We start from the raw sequence: 26,273 nt of genomic DNA, 5'->3' as shown, positions 1-26,273 counted from the left end.
ATAATCTCCTGTCAGTTTTCCTGTATATCAATCACCACATACTCTGCCCTGCACCCGGTTCTGAACTTAACAGCCCAGTCAGAAATCCCGGAAGTTACAATAAAATCTGTCTGTTTACGCCTTTCCAGACCATAGGTTTTATCATCAATCCCTGTCCACTCCCCCATATGGTTAAATGGAAACAGCTGTCCCCCATGGGTATGGCCTGACAGCACCAGATCCACTCCCGCGGCCGCCTGATTTTCATAATCATGGGGCTGATGGTCCAGAACAATACTGTATTTCTCCGAATCCAGCCCTTCGGTCAGTTCTTCCATGGAAGCTCTTCCTCCTCCCTGACTGTCCCCGGAACGGTCCTGCCTTCCAATCAGGTAAAAACGGCTGTCCAACACAACCACTTCATCCTCAAGTACCGTTACGTTATTTTTTTCCAGTTCGGCCACCAGATCCTCTCCGCTGTAACCCCGGTACTCCGGACCATAATAACCTCTGTCATGATTTCCGAAAACATAATACACCCCATAAGTGGTTTTCAGGGTACCAAGGGCCTCACATGCGGCAATCATATCCTCTTTTGAAGTGTCGTCATCTATATAATCTCCCGTTATCACCACAATATCCGGCTTTTCAGACTGTATGGCCTTTATCTGCTCTGTGAATTTTTCTCCGTAAAGGATATTGCCCACATGGGAATCTGCAAACTGTACCACCCGCAGTCTTCCCACCTGCTTTTCTGTTGCAATCCCATACGCTTTCCGCCAGACATGATTTGCCTGATACCAGCCCCAGGAAAGATAAAGGGCCGTAATGGCCAGTGCGCACATGCCGGCATAGTACCGCATAAAGGTTTTTCCCCGCTTCTTTTCTACAAGATAACTGACCCCGTCACATAACAGCCAGATTACCACCATGTGTAAAATACAGATTTCCCCGTTGATGGGCCCAAAAACCACCCCTGTAACCGCAAAAATAAGCAGAACAGGAAGAAGCCCCGTCAGAAACCGGAAAAATTTCCGTCCTTTTTCCTGCCTTCCTGCCATATAAAATCCGGAAAACCGATTTCCCAGATACACAATGCCCAGCAATGTTCCCAGAAGCAGAGCTCCCAAAATCAACATCCACATTTCTTTTCTCCTTTGCATTCATGAAAATCTTCTTCTGTCTGATTACAGTATAAACAAAACAGAACTGTCAGGAAAGACTTATTTTGTTTATAAACTTTTAATAATTTCCCAAACCCCTGATTTCTCTGGATTTTCCGCATTTTGTTAGCACTCATTTAAAAAGAGTGCTAATTTTCTGTTGACTTTTTAAAAATCAGGGATTACAATCTATTTCAGGTTATAATTTTGTATAGAAAATAATAAAGGAGTGTAATCATTATGAGCAACAGACATGGAAACCTTTCCATCAACAGTGACAACATTTTTCCTATTATAAAAAAATGGCTGTATTCCGACCATGACATTTTCTACCGGGAACTGATTTCCAACGGATGCGACGCCATTACCAAATTAAAGAAACTGGATCTGATGGGGGAATATGACCTGCCGCAGGATTTTGAGCCGAAAATCCGGATCGTGGTAAACCCGGAAGAAAAAACGCTGAAATTCATTGATAACGGTCTTGGCATGACTGCCGACGAAGTGGAAGAATACATCAATCAGATTGCTTTCTCCGGCGCTACGGATTTTCTGGAAAAATATAAGGACAAAGCCAGCGAGGAACAGATTATCGGTCATTTCGGACTGGGCTTCTACTCCGCTTTTATGGTGGCGGATGCCGTGCACATTGATACCCTTTCCTGGCAGAAAGACGCAGTTCCCGTTCACTGGGAATGCGACGGAGGCACAGAATTCGACATGTCCGACGGCTCTAAAGATACCGTTGGAACAGAAATTACTTTATTCCTGAATGAGGACTGTCTGGAGTTCGCCAATGAATACCGGGCAAGAGAAGTGATTGAGAAATACTGCTCTTTCATGCCTACACCGATTTTCCTGGAAAAAGAAAACGCCGAGCCTGAATATGAGACAATCCCTGCCGATGAAGTAACAGAAAAAGATACTGTCATCGAGACTATTGTGGAAGAAGCCAAATTTGAAGAAAAAGAAAATGAAGACGGAACCAAAGAACAGGTGGAAGTATCTCCCCGAACAGAAAAAGCCAAAATCGTGAAACGTCCGGTGGCTTTGAACGATACCCATCCCCTCTGGAGCAAACATCCCAACGAATGTACCGATGAGGAATACAAAACCTTCTACCGGAAAGTATTCCAGGATTACAAAGAGCCCCTGTTCTGGATTCACCTTAACATGGACTATCCCTTTAACTTAAAAGGTATCCTGTATTTCCCGAAAATCAACACGGAATATGATTCCATCGATGGAACCATCAAGCTGTACAACAACCAGGTATTTATTGCAGACAATATCAAAGAAGTGATTCCTGAATTTCTGATGCTGTTAAAAGGCGTTATCGACTGCCCGGATCTGCCTCTGAATGTATCCAGAAGTGCACTGCAGAACGACGGATTTGTTCAGAAAATTTCAGATTATATCACGAAAAAAGTGGCAGACAAATTAAGTGGCATGTGCAAAACCGACAAGGAATCCTATGAGAAATACTGGGACGACATCAGCCCCTTTATCAAATTCGGCTGCCTGAAAGATGAGAAATTCTGCGACAAAATGAATGATTACATCCTCTTTAAGAACCTGGAGGACAAATATCTGACCCTTCCGGAATGTCTGAAGGTGGAAGAACCGGAAGCTGACGCTTCTTCTGAAACAGAACAGACGGAATCTTCTGCTGAATCTGAACAGGCAGAAAATGAAGAAGATACGGAAAAAGATACCCGCAAACCCGTTTACTATGTAACGGATGTTCAGCAGCAGGGACAGTACATTAACATGTTCAAAGAGCAGGGCATGGACGCGGTAATTCTGGATCATAACATTGATACCTCTTTCATCACTCAGTTAGAGCGCAGAAATGAAAAAGTCAGATTTGTCCGCATTGACGCTGACCTGACAGAATCTCTGAAAGAAGAAGTTTCCGAGGAAGAACTGAAGGAAGCCAGAGAGACCCTTACGGAAACCTTCCGCAAAGCTCTGGGAAATGAAAAGCTGAACGTTTCTGTGGAAAAACTGAAAAATGCAGATATTGCTTCTGTCCTCACCCTCTCAGAAGAAGGACGGAGAATGCAGGATATGATGAAAATGTATGGTATGGCAGGCATGGATCCTTCCATGTTCGGCGGAGACCAGACCCTGGTATTAAATACCGGAAATGCACTGGTTCAGTATATTCTGAACAACAGAGATTCCGAACATGTACCTGTATTCTGCGAACAGCTTTATGACCTGGCTGTACTGAGCAACCACCCCCTGTCCACAGAAGCCATGAGCAAATTTATATTAAGAAGCAATCAGATTATGATGCTTCTGACAAAATAATAGTATACCGTCCATGCAGTATTGCATGTAAAAATCCCGTCGCTTTGCGATGGGATTTTTACATGCCGGAACCACTCCTTTCCCAGACAGCAGATTTTTTTGTACAATCTGCTGTTTACAACCCGGTTTTGTGCGTAAATAGCTGTTGCATTCCACAAAAATATAAAATATAATAAAGATAACTGTTTTGTATTGAACGAAAAGAAAAAATTTTTACAGGAGGAATGAGAATTGGAGCAAAATTTTCAGGAAATTACCGTTGAACAGCTCTGTAAAGTAATTGATCTGCTGCACCCCTGCATGGACGATTACCTGTATGTCTATGATTTTATCAATGACTTTTACTATATATCTCCTCATGCCAGACAGCGTTTTTCCATTCCGGACAACACCTTTCGGGACGTGGTCCGCACCCATGGACTGTTTGTTTATCCTCCGGACCTGGAGCCATTGCAGGAGGATCTGAACGAACTCCTGGCCGGGGAACGCAGTTTTCACAACCTGGAATACCGCTGGCTGGATCTGGATGGACAACCTGTATGGATTAACTGCAGGGGCTATGTGGTCCGGAATAAGGAACAGGCTCTGTACATGATTGGCTGTATCAATGAAATCGGCGCCAGACAAAAAGCAGACAACGTAAGCGGCCTGTTGGGTTCTTCCAGCCTCCAGGCTTATCTGCACAAGACTCCCGCTCCTTTTCCGGAAGGATTTTTACTGCGTCTTGGCATGGACGACTTTAAGGAAATCAACGAAAAACTGGGCATTGAATATGGGGACATGGTTCTGCGTCAGACTGCAGAATGCATTGCCAGATGTATCACTCCCTCCCAGAAGCTCTACCGTGTGGTGGCAGATGAATTTCTGGTTCTGGATTTTCAGGGAGGAACTTATCAGGAAGCGGGAAAATTGTACAGACAGATTCAGCATAATATTGTACGTTTTGTGGAAGAAAATCACTACGAAGCAGTCTTTACCATATCCGGAGGTATTCTGGAAATCTCCAATATCAAAGATTTTGCCTACACCAATGTAATGAAGCTCTCGGAATTTTCTCTGAATGAGGCCAAACGTCAGGGCAAAAACCGCTGCTATCGTTTCCAGGAAGAAGATTATGAACAGTTTCTGAAACGCAAAAAACTGACCCAGTTTCTCCGTCAGGCAGTTTACGACGACTGTAAGGGCTTTGAGGCTTATTTCCAGCCTCTGTTCCATGCCGACTCCAATACTTTATACGGAGCAGAAGCCCTGATGCGCTTTCACTCTCCCGATGGCAATATGATTTCTCCGGGAGAATTTATTCCGATTCTGGAGGAAACAGGGCTGATTATTCCGGTAGGCCGCTGGATGTTAGAACAGGCCCTTGCCGCCTGCAAAAAGATTGCGTCCCGGATTCCCGATTTCCGTATCAGTATCAATGTATCTTATGTGCAGGTGATTAAAAGCGACATTATCAACGATATCGTGGCTGCTGCTGCAAGACAGGAGGTTTCTCCCTCCAATGTAATTGTGGAGCTGACTGAAAGCGGCCTGCTGGAATCCAATCCTCATTTTACCAGGCTTCTGGCAAAATTAAAAGAAAAAGGCATCCGCCTTGCTCTGGACGATTTTGGAACCGGATATTCCAACTTCCACTACCTTCACGACCTGCGGCCGGATATTATCAAAATTGACCGTTCTTTCACAGCCAAAGCCCTGGCCAACGACTATGAATACAATCTGCTGGATTTAATCAGCGGTATGGTACATACGCTGAACCTGAATGTCTGCGTGGAAGGAATCGAAACCGAGGATGAACGGAACCGGATTCAGCATCTTTCTCCTGACTATATCCAGGGTTTTTACTTTGGAAAACCCTGCCCTTATCAGCAGTTTACAGAGCAGTTTGTGACGGTTTCACATTAAAGGTATTTCCTGTAAGAGAAAAAAGAATGCGCATAGCGCATTCTCTGCGCGCGAGCGGATTGCGTAGCAATAAACATCGCCCCCGCGAGCTGCGCATCATTGTTTTTAATTCTACAGGAAATCCAGAGGAATTTCCTGTAGAATTAAAAACAGGCAGTCCTCTCCGTTTCTGAGGGGACTGCCTGTTCTGATACGCTTTGCAAATTCGCACAATATATTGATATCTGACATTTCACCAGTTACAGTGTTTTTCATACACATCAAAAAACTGATCTGTCTTTACTTCTTTCTTTATTTCCACTTTCACTTCTTTCCAGACTTTTTCGTTAAATTCCGAAGAAAGAGTGGTAAGAAATTCACTGTATACGTCGTCAAAGGCCTCTTTTCTCCGTTTCTCCAGAATCACAGATTTGTGGTCGTCCGTCTTTTCCTGATTATAATGATTGATACATTTCAGGAAATAGCTTCCTTTTTCTGTTGTTATCCTGTCGCTGACCTGGTCATTTTCCAGAGAAAAGGCCACTTCCTCCACTTCCGGCGGTACATCTGTTCTTCCGAAAGTAACCTCTGTTTCCGGAGCTTCATTGTAAATATTGGCAACAGAAAGAAAATCCGAACCTTCCTTCAGCTGTTTTTCCACAGTTTTTGCTTTCTCATCGTCTGTCACAAATATCTGCTGGGCCTCCATAATTCTGGCCTCGTCGTCGCTGACCTCATCGTCCACTCCCTGAGTCAGATGGGTATAGAGCTTGTTGGCAAGTCCATAGCGGGTATAAAGAGCCTCTATATCGCCCTGTTTCACATGCATATACTCCAGTTCCGCATCATTCAGAGAGTCAAAATATTCCTTTGCAGCCTCTTTGATTTTTCCTTCTTCTTCTTCTGACAGCTTAATTCCTTTCTCTTCTGCCAGAAAATCCATGGCCATAATCTGAGCCAGCCTGGAAATGGTCAGATCTTTCACATATTTTTCCAGATCATTGTCGGGAAATTCATGGTTCCACAAATCAATGCCATACATGGTGGCATACATGTTCTGATAATTGGTCAGCACAACTCTGGCCTCCGGCAGAGTGCAGACGATATCTTTCATTTTAAACACTTCGTTGTCACTGAAATCGCCGCCCACCATTACCTGTGTATTTCCCAGTTTACATCCTGACAGATTTAAAACAAGTATCATACAGCCTGCCAGCATTCCATATTTCCTGATACAGGTAAGAAACCTGTGCTTTAACATTCCTGTCCACGATACAGCCCGTCCTGTGACAGACTGATTCCTCTGTGTATCTACATATCTTTTCATTGGTAATTTCACCTGCTAATTTACATTTTCTCCAGAATACTGCGGGCCACGCTTAACCCGTTGGCAGAAGCCTGCTGCAGGCCTCTGGTTACAGAAGCTCCGTCACCGATAGCTCTCAGACCAGGAACGTTTGTTTCAAACTCCCGGTTTACAACCACTTTATTGGAATAAAATTTCACTTCTACTCCATAAAGCAGTGTCTCGTCGCTGGCAATCCCTGGGGTCACTTTGTCCAGTGCAAAAATCATTTCCTCAATATCCACCATGATACGATGGGGAAATACCAGTGACAGGTCCCCCGGTACCGCATCTTTCAGGGTGGGTATGAGATTATTTCTGCAGAGTCGTTCTTCTGTGGTACGTCTCCCCCGGCGGAAATCACCGAAAGTCTGCACCAGAATTCTTCCGTCGCAGAGCATATTGGACAGCTGAGCAATCTGCTTTCCATATTCAATAGGCGTCTTAAAGGGTTTTGTAAAATTCTTGGAAACCAGCAGTGCAAAATTTGTATTGCTGGTTTTCAAATCCTGAGATTTATAGGCATGGCCGTTTACTACTGCCAGACCGTTATCGTAGTATTCCGTGGCTACCTCTCCGGAAGGATTGGTACAGAAAGTTCTCACTTTATCATCAAAGGTAGGCGTATGGTATACCAGCTTGGCCTCATAGAGATTCTGATTCAGAAATTCCATCACCTCATCCCGGACTTCCACCCGGACTCCGATATCCACCGTACCTACTTTCGTCTCGATATTCTGTTCCCGGCACACATGGCTGAACCAGTCTGCTCCTTCTCTTCCGATGGCGCAGACAATCTCTGTCCCGTAAAATGTTTCCCCCGTGTCGGTAACCACGCCTGTGGCTCTGCCGTTTTCCACAAGAATATGTTCTACCATGGTACGGAATTTCATTTCAATTCCCTGCTCCAGCAGATGTTCCTGCAGGCGCATGTAAATCTTATACCCCTCTTCTGTGCCCAGATGGCGGATGGGACATTCTACCAGTTTCAGATTGGCATTGATGGCTTTACGGCGTATTTCCCGGATTTCTTTTTCTTTTCCCACACCGTAAACACTGGTATCCGCACCGAATTTCAGATAAATCTCGTCGGATTCCCGTATCAGTTCCACCGCTCTGTCATATCCCAGAATTTCCGGCAGATTCCCGCCCACATCCGGAGAAAGAGACAGTTTCCCGTCGGAAAAAGCCCCTGCTCCTGCAAATCCTGTGGTAATGGCACAGGGCTTACATCCCACACAGACTTTTGTCTGGCGTTTGGGACACTGGCGTTCTTCAATCCTTCTTCCCTTTTCCAGCATCAGCACCCGGATATCGGGCTTTTGGTGAATCAGTTCATATGCACAGAAAATACCGGAAGGCCCGGCTCCCACAATAATTACATCATAGTTTTTCATTCCATTCTCCTGTCTTACGCTTCCACCACCAGGTATCTTCCGTCCGGCAGTACAAACACTTCCGATGCTTCTTCCAGATCCTCATCGCTCATCTGACCGATATCCGCACCTTCCTCTTCAAAATATTCCCTTACTTCCCGGATGTTTCCGCATACTACCGCCATGCAGTCTTCTAAAAATTCTTCTGCTTCCTCCGGGTTCTCTGCTACTTTTTCATCAAACAGCTGAAGCTGATGTTTTAAAAAATATTCCAGACAGATTTCATCATACTCACTCATATTAATTCCTCCTTCTGCTGATTCTATGATAGTATGATTTTTATAAAATTTCAATGCCTGATTTTGTTAATTTCTGATAAAGGGCCGCTACAGGAAGTCCTACCACATTGTTGTAGTCTCCTTCAATTTTTTCGATATAAATGGCGCATTTTCCCTGAATTCCATAGGCCCCTGCCTTGTCCATGGGTTCTTTTGTTTCCACATAAGCCTGAATCTGTTCTTCGGTCATGGGATACATGGTAACTTTTGTTTCCTCTGCAAATGAAATGATTCTTTTCTCCCGGCCGTTTCCTGCAATCACAGTCACTCCGGTAAATACACTGTGAGTATTACCGGAAAGCATACGGAGCATACGGAGAGCATCGGCCTCGTTTTCGGGTTTTCCCAGTATCTGTCCCTCAAAGGCCACCACCGTATCCGCCCCAAGAATCGCCGCATATTCTGCCTCTCCGTTTTCTGTCCCTCCTTTCACAGCCTCCGGCTCCCCTCCATAAGATGGGCAGCCAAACAGCCTTCCTGCCACTTCTTCCGCCTTCTGGCCGGACAGCTCCAGCACTGCCTGCTCCGGGCTGGTGCCGGTAAAAACTTCTTCACCCCTGGCCGGAATCACTTCAAATTCTGCCCCTGTCTGCTCCAACAGCTTTTTCCGCCGGGGCGAAGCGGAAGCCAGAATCAGTCTGTATTTCATAATGCATCAGAACCTTTCAACCGTATGTACTTTCTGTTTTTCCGCTACCTGATTCCAGATATTCTTTACTGAGGAATAGCTTGCCCAGACTGCAAGAAGATATCCCACGCCCAGATCCTTTGCCACTGCCAGAGCCAGTTCTGACTCCTGCATCAGTTCCGGAATCCAGCTGAATGCCGCCCAGATGGTAGGTGCAAACATGCTGCCCCATTCCTTATAAATGGTAATGGCTAAAGACGTCATTTCCGCTCCTACAATCATCAGAATCGAAAGAATGATACAGAGTACAATTCCTGTTTTTGACAGTTTTTTTCCGAGAAATTCATAGCCTTTTATTCCGCAGAACACAATCACATACCCCGCAATTCCGGCAATAAATCCCACCTGTCCCAGTACCACCCAGAGAACAGAGCCCAGCAGAGTCCCAATCACTGCACCGATTACGCCCAGCAGCAGATTTTCCTTTTTCCCCTCTGTGTGACCGGATAACTGCTGCTCACATTCTCCGCAGATAACAGACGGAACGCCGTCTACCACTGCCCCGTGTACCGGAAGGGTTCTTCTGCAGTAAGAACAGCAGTTATGTATGCCGCATTCTTCACATTTTGACCCAAGGCCGGAAACTACAAGGGTCAGATTCTCCTTATCTGCCTGTTCCTCTGATGATACATGGACAGAAATCATATCCACACCGTTAAAACCTGCAAACTGCACATAAGGATAGTTCTGCTGTAATTCAGACAGGTATCCCAGTAATTTTTCCTTTTCACTGCTGCTGTTCACATCTGCATAAAGCTGTACCCGGAACTGTTCTTCCGCCGGCATGGGCAGAATCAGCAATTCCATACCATTCCTTGTTCCGTGTGCCACATTCTGTTCTTTTTCGAACACGAATCCGTCCGGCACAATTTTTTCAATCTGTACGTTCATTTTTTTCCTCCTTCAAAAACTCTAAGGGCAAAGGCCTTCCGGTCTCATCCTCAAAGCAAATTATACTATCTTTTTCATCATCCAGCAACAGTCTTCGTATGTTCCGTCTTTATATTTCATATTGTCGGGAAAGGTTCCAAACGTATGAAAGCCCAGTTTTTCATACATATGAATGGCTCTTTTATTAGATACCGCCACCTCCAGTTCCGCCTGTTCATACCCCATCTGTTTTGCTGCCAGAAGGGCTGTTTCCATCATGGCTGTTCCAATCCCTCTGCCTGTATACTTCTGATACAGTGCAATGGCCATGCTACACCGATGGGCATAGCGGGAATAAGGACCCATGGCCGATACGGAGCAGTTGCCTGTATGTTCTCCCTGTACAAAAGCCAGAAGCATTAATTCCCGTTCCGACTGCTGTTTTTCCCGGATAAACTGTCTTTCCCGCTCAGGGGTAATGGTAACTTCTTCCGGCTCACGGATAAGAAAGGGCGTCTCTGCAGATACAGATTTCAGACAGGTAATCAAATGTTCTGCATCTTCCGGACGTGCACTGCGGAAAGTTACGATTTCATGGTTTATTTCCATTTTCTGCGGTTCAAAAATCATAATCTGTTCCTCCCATATTTAAAAAACCCAAATTCCTGTAAAATCAGCTCATTGCATTTAACCTATACCGGAACCGTTTCTCCCAGACAGAAGGAATACAGCAGTTTCTCTTTTACTTTCTTTCCCACTGCCCGCTCAATGGCCTCCTGGTACAGTTCCAGCTGAAGACGGTAACGGTCTGCCAGCTGCCGCCCGTTTTTCACATGGTCTGTCTTATAATCCAGCAGAACGATTCCGTCCGCTTCCTCAAAAAATACGTCAATGATCCCCTGTATCAGCAGCATCTCCTCACTGTTGCTTTCTTTCAGCACTTCACAGGCTTTCTTTCCCATCACAAAGGGTTTTTCCCGGTACAGTTTCTTTTGTTCAGCCGCCCGTTTCATCCGGGCGCCCAGACTGGAACGAAGAAATTTCTTCAGAGAGGGAATGGAAATCAGATCCCGCAGTTCCCGGTGGATTTTCTGTTCTTCTTCCAGTTCCTGCAGCTGTTTTTCCAGTTCTTGCGGATTTCTGGTAAAATCATAACATTCCAGCACCCGGTGCATGGCGGTTCCCCGCCTGGCTCCTGTGTTCTCTTCCTGTACCCCTTCCATAAAGGCCGGTACACAGCGCTCTTTCTCCTGTACTGCCCCTTCCCCCGGCGCTGTCTCCTTTTCAGGCGGTTCGGCTGACTGTTTGCTTATGGCCGCGGGAATTTCCGGTTCCCCCTCTTCCTCTGCCAGAATTCGGTCCAGAATCCGGTGCTTCAGTTCCGATACAGACACTTTGGTCTTCATGGTGACCTCTTCCTCAAAAGGATAGCAAAAGGTCAGACGCTGCGCCACCTTTTCCTCCCATTCAGTTTCCGCCTCCTGCAGGCTGGCCAGAAGCTGAATGCCTGTCAGGCCTTCCTCCGCCGCCTGCTGCACTTCTTTTTCTTCCAGTTCTGCCTGTTTTATAATGGAAACAGGGCAGGATTCCGGACTGCAGGCCCCTGCCAGCAATAAAAACTGCAGGAACGTATTGCTGTTTAACCGGCTCAGAAAAGTGAGAAATCCATCTTCAGAAGTGATGGGATTCACAGCAGCAATTTTTTCTTCTGCCTTTTTCAGAACTCCTGTCAGAATCAGCTTTTCTCTGGCTCTGGTCAGGGCCACATACAGAACACGCAGTTCCTCTCCCACATTTTCCATGGTGATTTTTCTGGCAAGGAACTGTCTGGTAAGGCCCGGCGTCCGCAGACGTCGTCTGCTGTCCACCAGGTCCATGCCAAGGCCAAGGCGGGGATGGAGTATTACCCGCTCCCGCACATCCTGGCTGTTAAACATTTTTCCAAGCCCTGATACAAAAACCACCGGGAATTCCAGTCCTTTGCTTTTATGAATGCTCATTATCCGCACCACATCCTCGGCTTCTTCTCCTTCCGCCAGAGGAAAGTCCATCTCGTATTTCTGAAGCTGCTCCATATAGCGGATAAAATGAAAAAGTCCCCGGTAACTGGTGGTTTCATAGGCGATAGCTTTTTCCACCAGCATTTCCAGATTGGCCTGTTTTACCTGGCCGCCGGGAAGGGCGTACACATAGGCCTGATACCCCGTTTCTTCCAGTACCTGATACAGCAGTTCATGAATGGGGGTGTAACTGACTTTCCTCCGGAATTTATCCAGTAATTTCAAAAAAGTTTTCAGCTTTTTCTGCTGTGTCCGGGATAATTTGCCTTCCTTTGCTTCCTGGTTTTCCGTTTCCGGCAGGCTTTCCCTGTCTGCCGGCAGTGGGGATTCTGCTTCTTCCTGATCTTTTCCGAAAAAATCCAAGACTGCCTGATAAAATTTCTTTCCGGGACAACTGGTTCGAATCAGCGCCAGATCTTCTCCGGTCAGCCCTACAATGGGAGAGGCCAGCACCGAAGCCATGGGAATATCCTGTCTGGGATTGTCCAGAATCCGCAGCAGGTTCAAAGCAGTCTGCACCTCCACTGCTGAAAAATATCCCGTTCCGGAAGCTGCCCGCACGGGAATTCCCATTTCACCCAGCACTTTTCCAAAAGTATCTGCCCATCCGGCCATGGAGCGAAGCAGAATAACCATATCAGAATACCGGACGGGACGAAACCTTCCAGGCTGTTCCGGACTTTTCATCTGTTCTGTCACCTGCTGCTCTTTCATCAGTCTCTGTATCTCCAGGCCCACAGCTCTGGCCTCCAGTTCCTGTACGCTTTTCTCTTTATTGTCCTCCTCCGGCTCTACAATCAGCAGCCTGGAATCAAACATTCCCTCCTTCCCTTCCGGGAAAGAGGCGCCGGGATAAAGGGCCGCCTGTTTGTTATATGTGATATCTCCGATATCTTCTTTCATAATCCGGTAAAAAATATCATTTACGGTCTGAAGCACCTGAGTCCTGCTGCGGAAATTCATATACAAATCAATCCGTTGTTTCTGACTGTCTTCCTGGGTATAGGAATTGTACTTTTCCATAAAAAGCTCCGGCCTTGCCATACGGAAGCGGTAAATGCTCTGTTTCACATCTCCCACCATAAAAATATTGTTGATATGTTCTGCTTCCTTTGATACTGCTTTCAAAATAGTTTCCTGCACATAATTGGAATCCTGATATTCATCAATCATGATTTCCTCATAATTTTTCCGCAGTTCCGCCGCGGTACGGGAAGGCTCGCGGGTGGTTTCATCCACCAGTATTTTCAGTGCAAAATGCTCAAGATCATTAAAATCAAGGATACTTTTCTCCCGTTTTTTCTCTGCAAATCCACGGAGAAATCCAATGGTAACTTCAACAAGCATATCAGCCACCGGCCGGTTTTTTTCAAGATCTGCAATCATCTCTTCCGGGCTCTGGAAAAAAAACTGTTCGGTTACTTTTTTCACGGAACTTTTTACTTCATTCCGCAGTTTCTGCACCTGTTCTTTCTTATGGACATCACCGCTGTATTTTCTGGCAGCCGGCAGCCGTCCGAAGGAAAATCCGCGGATTCTCTCATAATACTGCTGAAAGGTTTCACTGCTTTCTGTCCGTTCCATGGCTTCCGCTTCTTCTGACAGCAGTTCTGCGTACATCTGAGGCCCGTCCTCTTCCAGGCTGAGTTCCCGGCAGATTCTCATCTGCAGAGCCCACTGGCCGGTGATGCTTCCAAGATAAGACAGCAATTCCTCCGCCAGAGGAAGCTGTTCAAATTCTTCCATCGTCCTGACGTGAAAGGTCTTTATGCAGCCCTCCAGCCATTCTTCTGCCCAGGGATAGCTCATGGCAAAATCAAACAGTTTTAAAATGGTCTCTTTCAGAGGCTCATCGGTTTTGCCTGTGGCGATGGTTTCCGACAATGCCAGAAATTCCGGTTTTGCCTCCTGATAATACTGCTCCAGCACACGGTCCAGTACATCGCTTTTCAGCAGTTTCAGTTCTCCTTCTTCCGCCACCCGAAATTCCGGGTCCAGCTCAATCCGGTGAAAAAAATTGCGGATTACATACAGACAGAAGCTGTGTATGGTGGTAATCTGTGCATTGTGCAGCAGGGTCTGCTGCCGCTGCAGATGGGTATTTTCCGGCTGTTTTTCCAACGCCTGTTCAATGGCTGCTCCAATCCGCTCCCGCATTTCCGCCGCTGCCGCATTGGTGAAGGTTACAATCAGAAGACGGTCAATATCGGTGGGATGGTCCCTGTCTGTAATTTTCTGTATAATCCGTTCCACCAGCACAGCTGTCTTGCCGCTTCCAGCCGCCGCCGATACCAGCAGATTCCGGTTTCTCAAATCAATGACCTGCCGCTGCTGCGGACTCCAGTCTGGCTTCATTTCTGTCTCTCCTTTCCTTTTTCCATGTGCCGGCAGCTATCCTTCTTCCAGACTGCGGCGCATTTTCTCCAGAATTTCTTCTTCCTCCCGGATATTTTCCAGTTTCCGGTAATCACAGCCGAAAGATGCGCTGTCAAATCCGCAGATTCCGTGATAAGGACAGTAATCGCAGCCGGTCTGGTCACCAAGCTGGTAGGGTTGCGCTCCGATTTCCCCATCAAAAATCTTCCTTCCGATATCCTGGATTTTATGGTTCACATACCGGGATAATATCTGAAATTCCTCTTTTCCGGCTTTTTTTACTTTTCTGCTGACGCTTCCATCCTCTTCTTCCCCGGCAACTCCTTTCAGTTTCAGTTCTTCCAGTATTTTTTCCCGGATTTCCCCGTCCGTCATGGTTCCTGTTCCGTCTATCATGGGATCGTCCAGATGGTAGTAATACATTCCGGCCGGAACCACTTCTTTCCCGGGATATTTTCGTTTCATCAGCTCCACTGCCGAATTCATATATACCACAAGCTGTAACTGCAGTCCGTGATACAGAGACAATAACTGAAATTCCCGGTTTCCGGATTTGTAGTCTACCACCTTCACATACACCTGCTGTTCTGTCTTTTTCGTGTCAATCCGGTCAATCCGTCCCCGCAGACGCATTTTTTCTTCCTCGCTCAGGACAAAATTCACCGCATCCAGATGTTGGGCAAAGGAAAAGGATATCTCATAGCCTTCCGGTGAAAAATGGCTGGTTTTTATCTGTTCTGCAATGGCCTGGACGGTACGCTTCAGAATCCTTTTCATCCGCTCCACCAGATACGCAGTCCTGGCTTCCTGGAACAGCATACTGTCAAATCCTGCTCCCAGTGTTTCTTCGATGGACTGATTCATCAGTTCTTCTTCCACTTCCTCCGGCACGTCAAACCAGTGGTAACCGGCCTGCTCCATGTGATGAGAATACCGCTCCAGCGCTTCATGAAACATGGTTCCCATATCCACAGGGGCAAATTCTCCCAGCCTGCGCTCCTCCAGCTTCAGTCCGTACTGGAGAAAATGCCGGAAAGCACAGGCACTGAACTGTTCCAGACGTGTTACGCTGTTTTCCAGCACCGTACCATACAGGGCCCTTGTAATTTCCGGAGCCATGGGCCTGGACTGATACTGATAAAACACCGCATCCAGAAAGGGAAGCAGCTTTTCCCTCCAGGCCTCCTGCCTCATATACCACTGATACAGCCCTTTCCATTCCGGATAAATCTTTCCCTTTCTGGCCAGTTTCAGCCCTTCCACAAAGAATTTCAGGCTGCTTCCCGGCGTGACAATCTGCTGCAGGCCAAAGGTTTCCTCCACCCGCACAGGATTCTGCTCCGGAAACATTTTCAGAATTGCGCTGACCAGATAGGATTTTCTGGTTTCTTTACCGTCCTGGCTGACCCGAAACCAGGTGATATAGAGTTTTTCCGAAGGCTTGGTGAGATTCAGATATAAATAAAATTTCTGAATAAAGCTCCGTTCCCGGTCTGTGGGAGCCAGTTCCATGCCGTGGGCTGCAAACCATTCCCGGTCCGCCTGGGAAATAATCCCCCCATGCTCCGCTGCTTTTGGAATCAGCCCGTCATTGACGCCTGCAAAAAACAGCACTTTAATATTTGAAAGCCTGGTCCGCTCAATGTCACCGAACACCACTCTGTCATATCCCGGCGGAATAATGCCTACCGCGGCAGCCTCCAGTCCTGCCTCCAGTATCTCCCGGTACTCCCGGACACTCATTCGCTCGTCTCCCAGAAGTTCCACCATTTTATCCAGCAAATCCATGACAATCTTATAAATCTGAGCATATTCTTTTGCCAGGGCGGTTTCTCCTTCTGCCTGAAAACGCTCCTCATACTCTTTTAACTGCTCCTCCACCTCCAGTTGGCACAGCAGCAGATACAGGGCTCTGGATGATTCCAGAACGGTGTGATATTTCCCCTCTTTTTTATGAAAAACCTCCCATAAAGGTTCAAATTCTTCCACCAGTCTGGCCCGCAGTCCATTGATACGTTCCAGTTCTTCCTGACACTGCACCGGCCCCCGCCGCACCCAGGATTTCTGCCATTTTTTCAATCCGCGGATATTCTCTGCCAGCAGATAATTTTCCAGTAAATCCACGTCCTCCACATCCCAGCCGCAAAGGCCGCACCGCAGATAGCCCAATACCGCCTCATAGGAAAAATCCTGCTCTATGAGACTCAGAGACTGTTTTAAAAATTCTGTCATGGGATGAAATACTATATTTTTTCTGGCATCCAGAAACAGGGGAATTTCGTATATATCAAAAATTTCTCCGGCATAATTCCCGTACATTTCCACGTCTCCGCACACGATGGCAATATCTTTGTAACGATATTCATGTTCCCGCACCAGCCGATGGATTTCCCTGGCAATAAACTGCAGCTCCTGTCTGGGATTTGCCAGAGAATACAGTTTTATTTCCTGACTCACATCCCGGCAGCAGGCGCCTGGCTTAGGCCGGAACAGGTTCTGCTCTAACCACAAAAGCGCCGGAGAGCCGGAAAAACGGCTCCTTTGTGTATGGCGTATCCAGCAGGGTTCCTTCACTTCAATCCGGTTGTCCTCTGCAATTTTCAGAAGCGTTCCGACTGTTTTTTTGCTCATGTAAAATAATTCCTGAATGCCTTCGCAGCGGAAAGGGTCTTCCCGCTCATCCAGTGTTATGGTCACCTGAATTTCCTTTGTAAGTCTCAGCAGCGTTTCCAGTAAGTGATACTGTACCGGCGTAAATCCGGTGAAACCGTCCAGAACCAGTACGGAATCCTTCAGAATCCAGGATTTTCCTGCTTCCCGCGCCAGCACTTCCAGAAGTTCCTCTGCTGTGATGAACCGTCCTTCCAGATAATCCACAAATCCCTGATACATGGTCTGGATATCCTGAATTTTATAGCGGAACAGTGGAGACTGTTCCTCATCCTGCACAAAAATGTCAAGCTGCTCCGGCAGGATTCGGTACTGGGTCAGCTCAGAAATCACTGATTTCACCTCGCTGATATATCCCGTTTTCTTCATGCTGGCTTTGATCAGCTGCAGATTTTCCTGCTGTTCCTCCGCCACCCGGCGCAGCAGCAGGTTTTTCCCGGTCTCTTCCAGAATATTTACATGATCCATTCCCAGCTCGTCAAAAATCCGCCAGGCCAGCCTTGGAAAACTTACCACGTCCACATTCATAATGCTGTGGTTTTCCTGGCGCCTTACCAACTCCCTCTGGGTCTGCATGGTAAACTGCTCCGGCACCAGAACAAAAAAGGTTCGGTCCTGTTCCCGCCCGGACTGCTCTAAAATTTTTTCATATACATAATCGGATTTTCCGCTGCCGGAGCCTCCGAAAATCAACTGCAGGGACATAGGTATTCTCCTTTGTAATGGGTTGACTTTGTAATCTGATACTCCTGATTCAGGAGAAAACAGAAATTTATATTCTAACTTTCTATTTCTACATATTGCTGCAACTCCGGATATTCTGCAGCATGTTCCCGTACATAACATCTTTTAAATGCTGCAAACGCAGATTCTCGTCTCAGCAAACTGCGTATGGTTCTTCCTGCTATTTTGGATTCAGGATTATTATGTATTTTTTCCAGCTGTCTGTATAAAACATTCATTTCCTTTTGGAGCAGTTTCAGTCTCATATCACTGGTGTACGTCCTCATCCCGGTATTTTTCAGTGAAAAAACCTCCTCTGTTAATGAAGCTGTTCTTCTTTGCAGCTCATCCTCAAAATTTTTCACACTAATTTCCACATCTTCACTTTCAATCCGAAAATTCAGACACTTCTCCGGATCCTGTTTACAGCAATCTATAATTCCTGTATCATATTTTTCGTTATTTTTCACACTGTTGCAATGTGCACATGACCAGAAAAGATTTTCCCAGTCAAATTTCCGCTCCGGATATTTCCCGTTTTTATGGGGAAGCAGGTGTTCTACATTTGGATCCTGTAATTCTTTCATCTCACAAATGTAACATTTATTATGAAAATCCTTTTTCAGACGTTCTATCACATCCGGCTTATCATATCTTCCTGTTTTTTTCCTGGCTTCTTCTGCCAGAGATTCCGGTGCAGGAAAAGAACGCCTCACTTTAACCATCTGTTTCCTCCCGACTGTTAAATTCCAGCTTCCGTCTCCTGTATTCTGTTGCAATCCCAATGGCAAGATAATCAGGAATTTCATCCAGATATACCTCTGCTTCTGCAATTTCACACAATTCATCGTCCGTCAGATTCTTTTTTCCTGTAAGAGTTTTATACCGCTCAAATTTTTCTTTTAAAATACCGGACATTTTTTCGGCGCCAAAATATCCTTCCACAATACCATCATATGGTACATCATCCAGTCCGTTTTCAACCAGAAAATGATTCTCCAAATCATAAATCACAACCTTTTCCAGACTGTTTAATATAAAAGGTGAATGAGTCGTCATAATAAACTGAATGTTTGGAAAAACGGTTGTCAGTAACGGAACAATATTTCTCTGCAATTCCAGATGCAGATGTGTTTCAATTTCATCAATCAGTACAATTCCAGGAAGATTAAAATCAAAAGAACGTTTCGTCTGATGTTGCATTCGCATTATGATATCCAGCACAATATCCAATACTGCCTGATATCCACTGGATAAGGTGTTAAAATCAAAAGGCTCTTTTCCCTGCTGTAAAATGTGAAATTCAAAAGTATCTTCATCAAATATTATTCGTACTGTCTCATCATCAAATATCTGTTTCAAAAGCTGTTCTAACTTTTCAAACCACACCCCAATCTCATCTGCTTTTTCCGCCTTTTTATTACTTCGCGCCAGTGCCTCTGTCATTTTTAAGTCTAATAAATATTTCACAAATTCATTACGGGGAAATTCCTGCAACTCATAGTAATCTTTAAACTGTACCTTTTCAACATGCTTCGGCTGTTCTGCCTGAAATATTCTGTCTGCCGGATAATATGCTAAAATATAATGATATTTTTCTGAGAGCGCAATAATACTTTCTGATTTATGATTAAATTGTACTTCCAGTCCCTTTCTGCTGTCCTCCAAAAATTTTGTCTGCTGTTTGACACTTCTCTCCAGTTGTAAAAGTTTATCCCTGTCTTCCCCGTTCTGAACAGCCTTACTTCTTAACTCCTCTGCTGCACGTAGCCCTGCTTCTCTCAGTCCAAAGTTCTGATCTGTAAAGACATGATTCAAATGTTCTGCCAGCGCTTCCACTACGCTTGTTTTCCCACTTCCATTTTTGCCTGTCATAATCAGATGCTTTCTCTGCTCTGATGATAATGGAATAGAAACATCTTTTAAATGCCTGACATTCCTGATTGTCAGATTTGTTATAAACAGCTGTTCCATACTAACTCTCCCATTCTGTTTTTACGCTCTTTGCCCAACATCATTTATTATACCATAACCATCGGGCGATACATCGTTTTCCTCAAATATTATACAACAAAATCCGGACAAACAGCCGAATCTGACGAAACTGCTCCATTTGCCCGGAATGTTACAAAACAGATATATTTACTCCGGCGGTCAGATCTTCTCATGAACCGCCGGAGTAATATATGAAACTATGCTTCTTCTATCGGGAGGAACCGTTTAAAAAACTTATCCTTTCCGCACACATGACGCTCCATATCCTTTTCCTGTATAATATAGTCTCCCTCTCTCAGGAAAATAAGGCCTCTCCGGTTCTGAACAAAGGGACACACCACCACACCGTCTTCACGGGTAATTTTGATTAATTTTTCTGTTGAAATCCAACCGATGGTTACCACAGAAGTCCATGGCATAAAGCCATCCTCCATCCCTTTCCCCAGCTCATACTCCACGGCTTCAATTTCCAGAGAAGCTCTTTTATACTTCTTCATATGCGTCACCTGTCCTTTACTCTCTTCTGCGTTTTATCACGCAGGTTCACTGTTCTCTTTCTTTTCATCAATCATCTGATGCAGTTTTCGCATGGCTTCGTCAATACCGCCCACCTCGTTGATTATGCCCTCTGCCACTGCCTGGCTGCCCACCAGTATGGTTCCCAGATCTTTGGTGAGCATACTGGTATTCATCATCATTTTTTCCAGCTGTTCCTGAGTGGCAAAACAATGACTGGCCACAAAACCTGTAATTCTGTCCTGCATCTGCTGAAAATAATCATAAGTCTGAGGCGCTCCAATTACCAGACCGTTCAGACGTACCGGATGTATCACCATAGTTCCTGTGGGAACAATATAGGAATAATCGGTGGAAACTGCCAGAGGAACTCCGATAGAATGACTGCCGCCCAGTACCAGGGAAACGGAAGGCTTGCTCAGAGAAGCAATCATCTCTGCAATGGCAAGGCCCGATTCCACATCTCCGCCTACGGTATTGATAATCACCAGCACTCCGTCCACACTGCTGTCATCCTCGATGGATGCCAGCTTCGGCAGCACATGTTCGTATTTGGTAGTTTTGGCATTGGGTGAAAGAGTCTCATGACCCTCAATCTCTCCTATTATGGAAAGCAGATGAATCCTGTGTCTGGATTCTCCCTGTTCCAGGGTAAGCTGCCCCATATCTTTGATTTCTTCATTTTCATTTTTTTCTTTTTCCTGTTTTTTTAAATTCTCTTCCATACAAATTCCCTTTCCTGTATGCAGATGGCATAATTTTCTTATTCTGCATTAGTATGGGAATTTGCATGGAAATTTATACAGGAAACTGTATGCCTTTCAGAGGCAATGATTTTTTTATGAAATTCCTAACACTCGCCCATCAGATATTTGTACAGTCCCTCATAGCGGAACTTGGAAGCATTCCAGGAATAATCATTTGCCATGGCACGGTCTATCATCTGATTCCACTGACGTTTCTTATCAAAGAAAATATGTTTGGAATAGTTGATGATGTTCAGCATCTCCTCGCCGTTATAGTTGGTAAAGGAGAATCCGTCTCCCACATTATCATATTCATTATAAGGCTGAACCGTATCTTTAAGTCCGCCGGTCTCACGTACAATGGGGATAGTTCCATAACGGAAAGAAATCATCTGGGTCAGTCCGCAGGGTTCAAATCTGGAGGGCATCAGGAAAGCATCTGCCGCGCCGTACAGCTTGTGGGCCAGATCATCGGAATAACAGATATTAGCTGAAATCTTATCCGGATACTTCCAGGCAAAATGACGGAACATATTTTCATACTGTGCGTCTCCTGTTCCAATCACAACAAGCTGAGTATAATCGTCAATAATACGCTCAATCACATAATTAATCAAATCCAGGCCCTTCTGGTCCGTAAGCCGGGAAATCAGTCCGATCATGTAACGTTTCTTATCCACTGCAAGTCCCAGCTCCTGCTGCAGCCGCTCTTTATTCAGTGCTTTCTTCTTCCTGTGGCTCTCAGCATCATAATTTACATAAAGTTTTCCGTCCGTTGCCGGATTATAAACATCATAGTCAATTCCATTGACAATGCCCTGCATATCCATATGTCTTGCGGAAAGCAGGCCGTTCAGCCCTTCTCCATAGTAATTGGTCTGTATTTCCTGTGCATAGGTATCGCTTACTGTGGTAATATAATCTGCGTATACCAGTCCGCCTTTTAACATATTGGCATCTTTTTTGAACTCCAGCTTATCCGGCACAAACAAATCCGTGGGGAACCCGGTCAGACCCTTCATGGTTTTGGTATCCCAGATTCCCTGGAATTTCAGATTGTGAATGGTCATAATGGACTTCATGCCCCAGAAGAACATGTCTCCCTGAAATTCTGTTCTCAGGTAAACCGGAATGAAACCGGTCTCCCAGTCATGACAGTGGATAATCTGCGGCTGAAAATTAATCAGCGGAAGCATGGAAAGTACCGCTTTATCGAAAAATACAAATTTTTCCACATCAAACCGGATATCACCATAAGGCAGGAAGCAGTCAAAATATTCCTGGTTGTCAATGAAATAATAGGTGATTCCATCCAGTTTATACCGCAGGACCCCCACATATTTATTCTGAATATAACTTCCGCAGCTCATATAGAAATGAGTCACATACTCGAACTGATTCCGCCATTTTTCCGGTATACAGGTATAATTCGGGATTACCACTCTGATATCCCAGTCATTTTTGTCAAATTCTTTCGGAAGTGCACCGCAAACGTCGGCCAGTCCTCCTGTTTTGATAAAAGGTACGCACTCTGATGCTGCAAACAGAATTTTTCTCATAGCTACTCCTCCAAAATCGGTTATTTTCTGTATCTTTCAAACATTTCCTGCTCAGCAGGATATTGTCTCCAGTGCCTGTGCCAGATCTTCAATGATATCTTTTGCACTCTCAATTCCGACAGACAGACGAATCAGATCCGGCGCCACACCAGCTTCCACAAGCTGCTCATCTGTCATCTGCCTGTGGGTATGGCTGGCCGGATGGAGCACGCAGGTTCTGGCATCCGCCACATGGGTGACAATAGCAATCATATTCAGCTTATCCATAAATTCCACCGATACGTCCCTGCCGCCTTTTAATCCAAAGGAAATCACACCGCAGGTACCATTCGGCATATATTTCTGAGCCAGTTCATAATATTTGTTGTCTTTCAGCCCTGCAAAGTTTACCCATGCCACTTTCTCATGGCTGTTTAAAAATTCCGCCACTTTTGCGGCATTCTCACAGTGTCTGGGCATCCTAAGATGCAGGGTCTCCAGACCCACGTTCAGCAAAAATGCATTCTGAGGAGACTGGATGGAGCCCAGATCTCTCATAATCTGGGCAGTCGCCTTGGTAATATAGGCCCCTTTCCCAAATTTCTCCGTATAAACAATTCCGTGATAAGTGGGGTCCGGCTGAGTCAGCCCCGGAAATTTATCTTTGTACTGATTCCAGTCAAAATTCCCGCTGTCCACAATACATCCGCCCACACACATGGCATGGCCGTCCATATATTTGGTGGTGGAATGCGTAACAATATCCGCACCCCATTCAAAAGGCCGGCAATTGATGGGAGTCGCAAAGGTATTATCCACAATCAGGGGAACCCCGTGTTCGTGAGCCGCCTTTGCAAATTTCTCAATATCCAGAACCACCAGTGCAGGATTCGCAATGGTCTCTGCAAACAGCAGCTTTGTATTGGGCCGGAACGCCTGTGCAAGCTCTTCCTCTCCTGCATCCGGATCTATAAAAGTACATTCTATCCCCTGCTTCTTCAGAGTTGCTCCAAACAGGTTAAAGGTTCCCCCATAAACTGTGGAAGAACACACCATATGGTCTCCTGATTCGCAGATATTAAATACTGCATAATAATTTGCAGCCTGTCCGGAAGATGTAAGCATAGCTGCCACACCCCCTTCCAGTTCACAGATTTTCTCTGCAACCGCATCGTTGGTAGGATTCTGCAATCTGGTATAAAAATATCCGCTGTCCTCCAAATCAAACAGTCTGCCCATCTGATCGCTGGTATCATACTTAAAGGTGGTACTCTGATAAATGGGAAGCACCCTGGGTTCCCCCCGTTTCGGATGCCAGCCGGACTGAATGCATTTTGTCTCTGTCTGGTAATTACTCATGTGCCGCTTCCTCCTGCATATGTACAGCCATCTTTTCCAATTGCAGATGGCTGCCAGAAATTTCTTTTATACAATTTTAGCACATTTGTCAAATATATGCCATACTTTCTTCCCTTTTCCTGTAAATTTCCTTGTAGGATTACAGCAAAAGAATTTGCTAAATACTGATTTTGTTAATGCCGTAGAATCTGTTGATGGCGTTACAGGAACTAAACGCTGGTATTACACGGACGCAAATATCGTGTAAATGATTATGATGACAACTGGATTTACGGATTTGCCAAAGAAGATGTTTCTGTATTAGAGGAAAACTTGATCGCCGGAACAGTTGATTACAATGAAGGGTGCGGAATGGATTACGCAGCAATAAACATCGCCCCCGCGAGCTGCACATCATTGTTTTCAATTCTATAGGAAATCCAGAGGAATTTCCTATAGAATTAAAAAAGACTGCCACACCATCAGGTGTAACAGCCCCTTTTCTGCTTTTAATCCAAATCTATATGACTGACAGATGATGGAGCATTCCCATATCCGTCTGTATTGGAAGATCCCATGGCATATTCTGCACGCAAAATGAATTTTGCCACCAGTTCCTTGAGCATCTCTGCCTGATTGGAAAGCTCCTGGCTGGCTGCCGCACTCTCTTCTGCAGTTGCAGAGTTTGTCTGTACCACGCTGGAAATCTGGTCTACACCCAGTGTTACCTGTTCGATAGCGCTTGCCTGGTCTTCGGCTGCATCTGCAATCTGATCTACCTTGGTGGAAGCTGTGCGGACTTCTTCCACTACCTTCACCAGAGACTGAGCGGTAGAATCTGCAATTTCCGTACCGCGGGCCACAGCCTTGATAGAACTTTCAATCAGCTCTGCTGTATCCTTGGAAGCCGCAGAACTCTTGCTGGCCAGATTACGAACCTCATCTGCCACAACTGCAAAGCCTTTTCCTGCAATTCCGGCACGGGACGCCTCCACAGCAGCATTAAGTGCCAGTATATTGGTCTGAAAAGCAATATCTTCAATGGTTTTGATAATCTTACCGATTTCATTGGAAGTACGGGTAATTTCTTCCATGGCATTCATCATATCCTGCATCTGATTATTGCATACTTCCACTTCATCACCGGCAGCACTTGACTGGTCTCTGGCCAGTAAAGCATTATCTGCAGTATCTTTTACCTGATGGGAAATACCTGCAATGGTAGTTGCAAGTTCTTCCACTGCAGCCGCCTGCTCCGTAGCACCCTGAGAAAGAGCCTGAGCACCGATGGATACCTGGTCAGAACCGGATGCCACCTGATCCGCACTGCGGTTGATCTGTCCCAGTGTGGAACTCAGATCACGGTTTAATTTACGAATAGATAACAGAAGCCCCTGGAATTCTCCCACATAACGTTCTTCCGCATGTGTACGCACGTCAAAGTTACCATTCGCCATTTCACTTAACAGTCTGGAAGCATCTGAAATAACATCCTCCAGAATATCAGTCATATTTTTAAACGTTTTTACGAGACTGCCCAGTTCATCTTTTGACTTATATGTAACATCAATATCAAAATGACCTTCCACAATCTGTTCCGCTGCCTTTTCCACCTCACGAAGGGGTTTCGTAATAGCTCTTGTCAGATAGAAAGAAAGAATCAGAGTAATGACCAGTGCTCCTGCTGCCAGCCCCAGCTGAAGGTTAATCAGCGTTTTCTGCATTTCTGTGGTCTCCTGATAGTCTTTCTCCGCGTTTTCTTCTGCAATCGTACTGATCTGTATCAGCGTATCCACAGCACCGTCCACCAGAGGCTGATATTCATCAAACAGCATGGTTCTGGCCGCATCCATATTCACCTTGCTGGTACTGATTACAGATTCCTGCAACTCCACCGCTTCTGTAATCTGATCAGCAAAGGTATTCAGCAGTTCCGCATCACCGGTAAAATGGCTGAAAAGCCAGTCCCCGTTCTCCTGCAGCAGAGCCATTTCCTTATCCATGTCTGCCAGATAAGACTCAATTTTCTCTTCATCATCCGCAATGGTAACAAAAGAAAGGTCTTTAACAATAATCTGCAGTCCGCGGCGCATACTCATAACTTTATGGGTAATCTGATACCCTACTTTATAAAATTCAGAATACTTTTCCTCATTTTCCCGCAGACCTGAGATGGCTGTGGCCACTGTCGTACAGAACATAACGATAATGATCATAAATGTTACTAAAAGTTTTGTGCCGATCTTTAAATTTCGCATCTTTATCCCCCTATACTTCATCATAACAACCATCTGCTGCCTCTGCACCGCATGGCAGATGGGCTGTTCATGATTCTATAGTTTTGTTATTTTA

18 protein-coding genes are annotated in these 26,273 nt (G+C 45.5%); 2 read left to right on the top strand and 16 right to left on the bottom strand.

Features of this window, described 5'->3' with window-relative positions; translation table 11 throughout:
• Positions 1–11: 11 nt before the first annotated feature.
• Complete coding sequence (locus tag C805_RS14110; RefSeq protein WP_016214537.1) at positions 12–1,124, bottom strand: metallophosphoesterase; 1,113 nt, start codon at positions 1,122–1,124, stop codon at positions 12–14.
• Positions 1,125–1,382: 258 nt separating this feature from the next.
• On the opposite strand from C805_RS14110, the gene htpG reads away from it, so the two are divergent.
• Both htpG and C805_RS14100 read left to right on the top strand, forming a co-directional pair.
• Complete coding sequence (htpG, locus tag C805_RS14105) at positions 1,383–3,458, top strand: molecular chaperone HtpG (RefSeq protein WP_016214536.1); 2,076 nt, start codon at positions 1,383–1,385, stop codon at positions 3,456–3,458.
• Between the two features lie 231 nt (positions 3,459–3,689).
• Positions 3,690–5,363, top strand: coding sequence for a bifunctional diguanylate cyclase/phosphodiesterase (locus C805_RS14100; RefSeq protein ID WP_016214535.1), 1,674 nt, complete (start codon positions 3,690–3,692; stop codon positions 5,361–5,363).
• 232 nt (positions 5,364–5,595) lie between these two features.
• On the opposite strand, the gene C805_RS14095 is transcribed toward C805_RS14100, so the two are convergent.
• The 15 genes from C805_RS14095 to C805_RS14025 all read right to left on the bottom strand — a co-directional run bounded on the left by C805_RS14095 (position 5,596) and on the right by C805_RS14025 (position 26,179).
• Complete coding sequence (locus C805_RS14095; protein ID WP_022751096.1) at positions 5,596–6,669, bottom strand: peptidylprolyl isomerase; 1,074 nt, start codon at positions 6,667–6,669, stop codon at positions 5,596–5,598.
• A gap of 20 nt (positions 6,670–6,689) precedes the next feature.
• Positions 6,690–8,084: an NAD(P)/FAD-dependent oxidoreductase gene (locus tag C805_RS14090; RefSeq protein WP_016214533.1), complete on the bottom strand. Its 1,395-nt coding sequence runs from the start codon at positions 8,082–8,084 to the stop codon at positions 6,690–6,692.
• Between the two features lie 14 nt (positions 8,085–8,098).
• Positions 8,099–8,362 carry a hypothetical protein gene (locus C805_RS14085; RefSeq protein WP_016214532.1) on the bottom strand — a complete coding sequence of 88 codons (264 nt, stop codon included), beginning with the start codon at positions 8,360–8,362 and terminating at the stop codon, positions 8,099–8,101.
• A 40-nt stretch (positions 8,363–8,402) separates the two neighbouring features.
• The gene (locus C805_RS14080; protein ID WP_016214531.1) at positions 8,403–9,050 is read right to left on the bottom strand and encodes a Maf family protein; all 648 of its coding nucleotides are present in this window, start codon (positions 9,048–9,050) and stop codon (positions 8,403–8,405) included.
• 6 nt (positions 9,051–9,056) lie between these two features.
• Positions 9,057–9,980, bottom strand: coding sequence for a GlsB/YeaQ/YmgE family stress response membrane protein (locus C805_RS14075; RefSeq protein ID WP_016214530.1), 924 nt, complete (start codon positions 9,978–9,980; stop codon positions 9,057–9,059).
• Positions 9,981–10,040: 60 nt separating this feature from the next.
• Entirely contained in the window at positions 10,041–10,589 is a 549-nt protein-coding gene (locus tag C805_RS14070; protein ID WP_016214529.1) for a GNAT family N-acetyltransferase, read from the bottom strand.
• A 62-nt stretch (positions 10,590–10,651) separates the two neighbouring features.
• Complete coding sequence (gene addA / locus C805_RS14065; protein WP_016214528.1) at positions 10,652–14,374, bottom strand: helicase-exonuclease AddAB subunit AddA; 3,723 nt, start codon at positions 14,372–14,374, stop codon at positions 10,652–10,654.
• 36 nt (positions 14,375–14,410) lie between these two features.
• Positions 14,411–17,770 carry a PD-(D/E)XK nuclease family protein gene (locus tag C805_RS14060; RefSeq protein WP_016214527.1) on the bottom strand — a complete coding sequence of 1,120 codons (3,360 nt, stop codon included), beginning with the start codon at positions 17,768–17,770 and terminating at the stop codon, positions 14,411–14,413.
• Between the two features lie 74 nt (positions 17,771–17,844).
• Positions 17,845–18,513 (bottom strand): HNH endonuclease family protein, encoded by a 669-nt coding sequence (locus C805_RS27020; RefSeq protein WP_016214526.1) that lies wholly within the window; start codon positions 18,511–18,513, stop codon positions 17,845–17,847.
• Positions 18,506–19,762: an AAA family ATPase gene (locus C805_RS14050; RefSeq protein ID WP_016214525.1), complete on the bottom strand. Its 1,257-nt coding sequence runs from the start codon at positions 19,760–19,762 to the stop codon at positions 18,506–18,508. The genes C805_RS27020 and C805_RS14050 overlap by 8 nt, the downstream gene beginning before the upstream one ends.
• Positions 19,763–19,980: 218 nt before the next feature.
• Complete coding sequence (locus tag C805_RS14045; RefSeq protein ID WP_016214524.1) at positions 19,981–20,280, bottom strand: hypothetical protein; 300 nt, start codon at positions 20,278–20,280, stop codon at positions 19,981–19,983.
• Positions 20,281–20,316: 36 nt separating this feature from the next.
• Entirely contained in the window at positions 20,317–21,024 is a 708-nt protein-coding gene (locus tag C805_RS14040; protein WP_016214523.1) for a ClpP family protease, read from the bottom strand.
• Positions 21,025–21,149: 125 nt separating this feature from the next.
• Positions 21,150–22,604 carry a glycogen synthase GlgA gene (glgA, locus tag C805_RS14035; RefSeq protein ID WP_016214522.1) on the bottom strand — a complete coding sequence of 485 codons (1,455 nt, stop codon included), beginning with the start codon at positions 22,602–22,604 and terminating at the stop codon, positions 21,150–21,152.
• Positions 22,605–22,655: 51 nt separating this feature from the next.
• Positions 22,656–23,942 carry an O-acetylhomoserine aminocarboxypropyltransferase/cysteine synthase family protein gene (locus C805_RS14030; RefSeq protein WP_016214521.1) on the bottom strand — a complete coding sequence of 429 codons (1,287 nt, stop codon included), beginning with the start codon at positions 23,940–23,942 and terminating at the stop codon, positions 22,656–22,658.
• 488 nt (positions 23,943–24,430) lie between these two features.
• A complete protein-coding gene (locus C805_RS14025; protein ID WP_016214520.1) occupies positions 24,431–26,179 on the bottom strand; it encodes a methyl-accepting chemotaxis protein in 1,749 nt (582 codons plus the stop codon).
• Between the last annotated feature and the right edge of the window lie 94 nt (positions 26,180–26,273).

It is taken from the genome of Eubacterium sp. 14-2, assembly GCF_000403845.2.
GTDB lineage: Bacteria > Bacillota > Clostridia > Lachnospirales > Lachnospiraceae > Petralouisia.
This window is presented reverse-complemented; position numbering and strand designations above follow the sequence as displayed.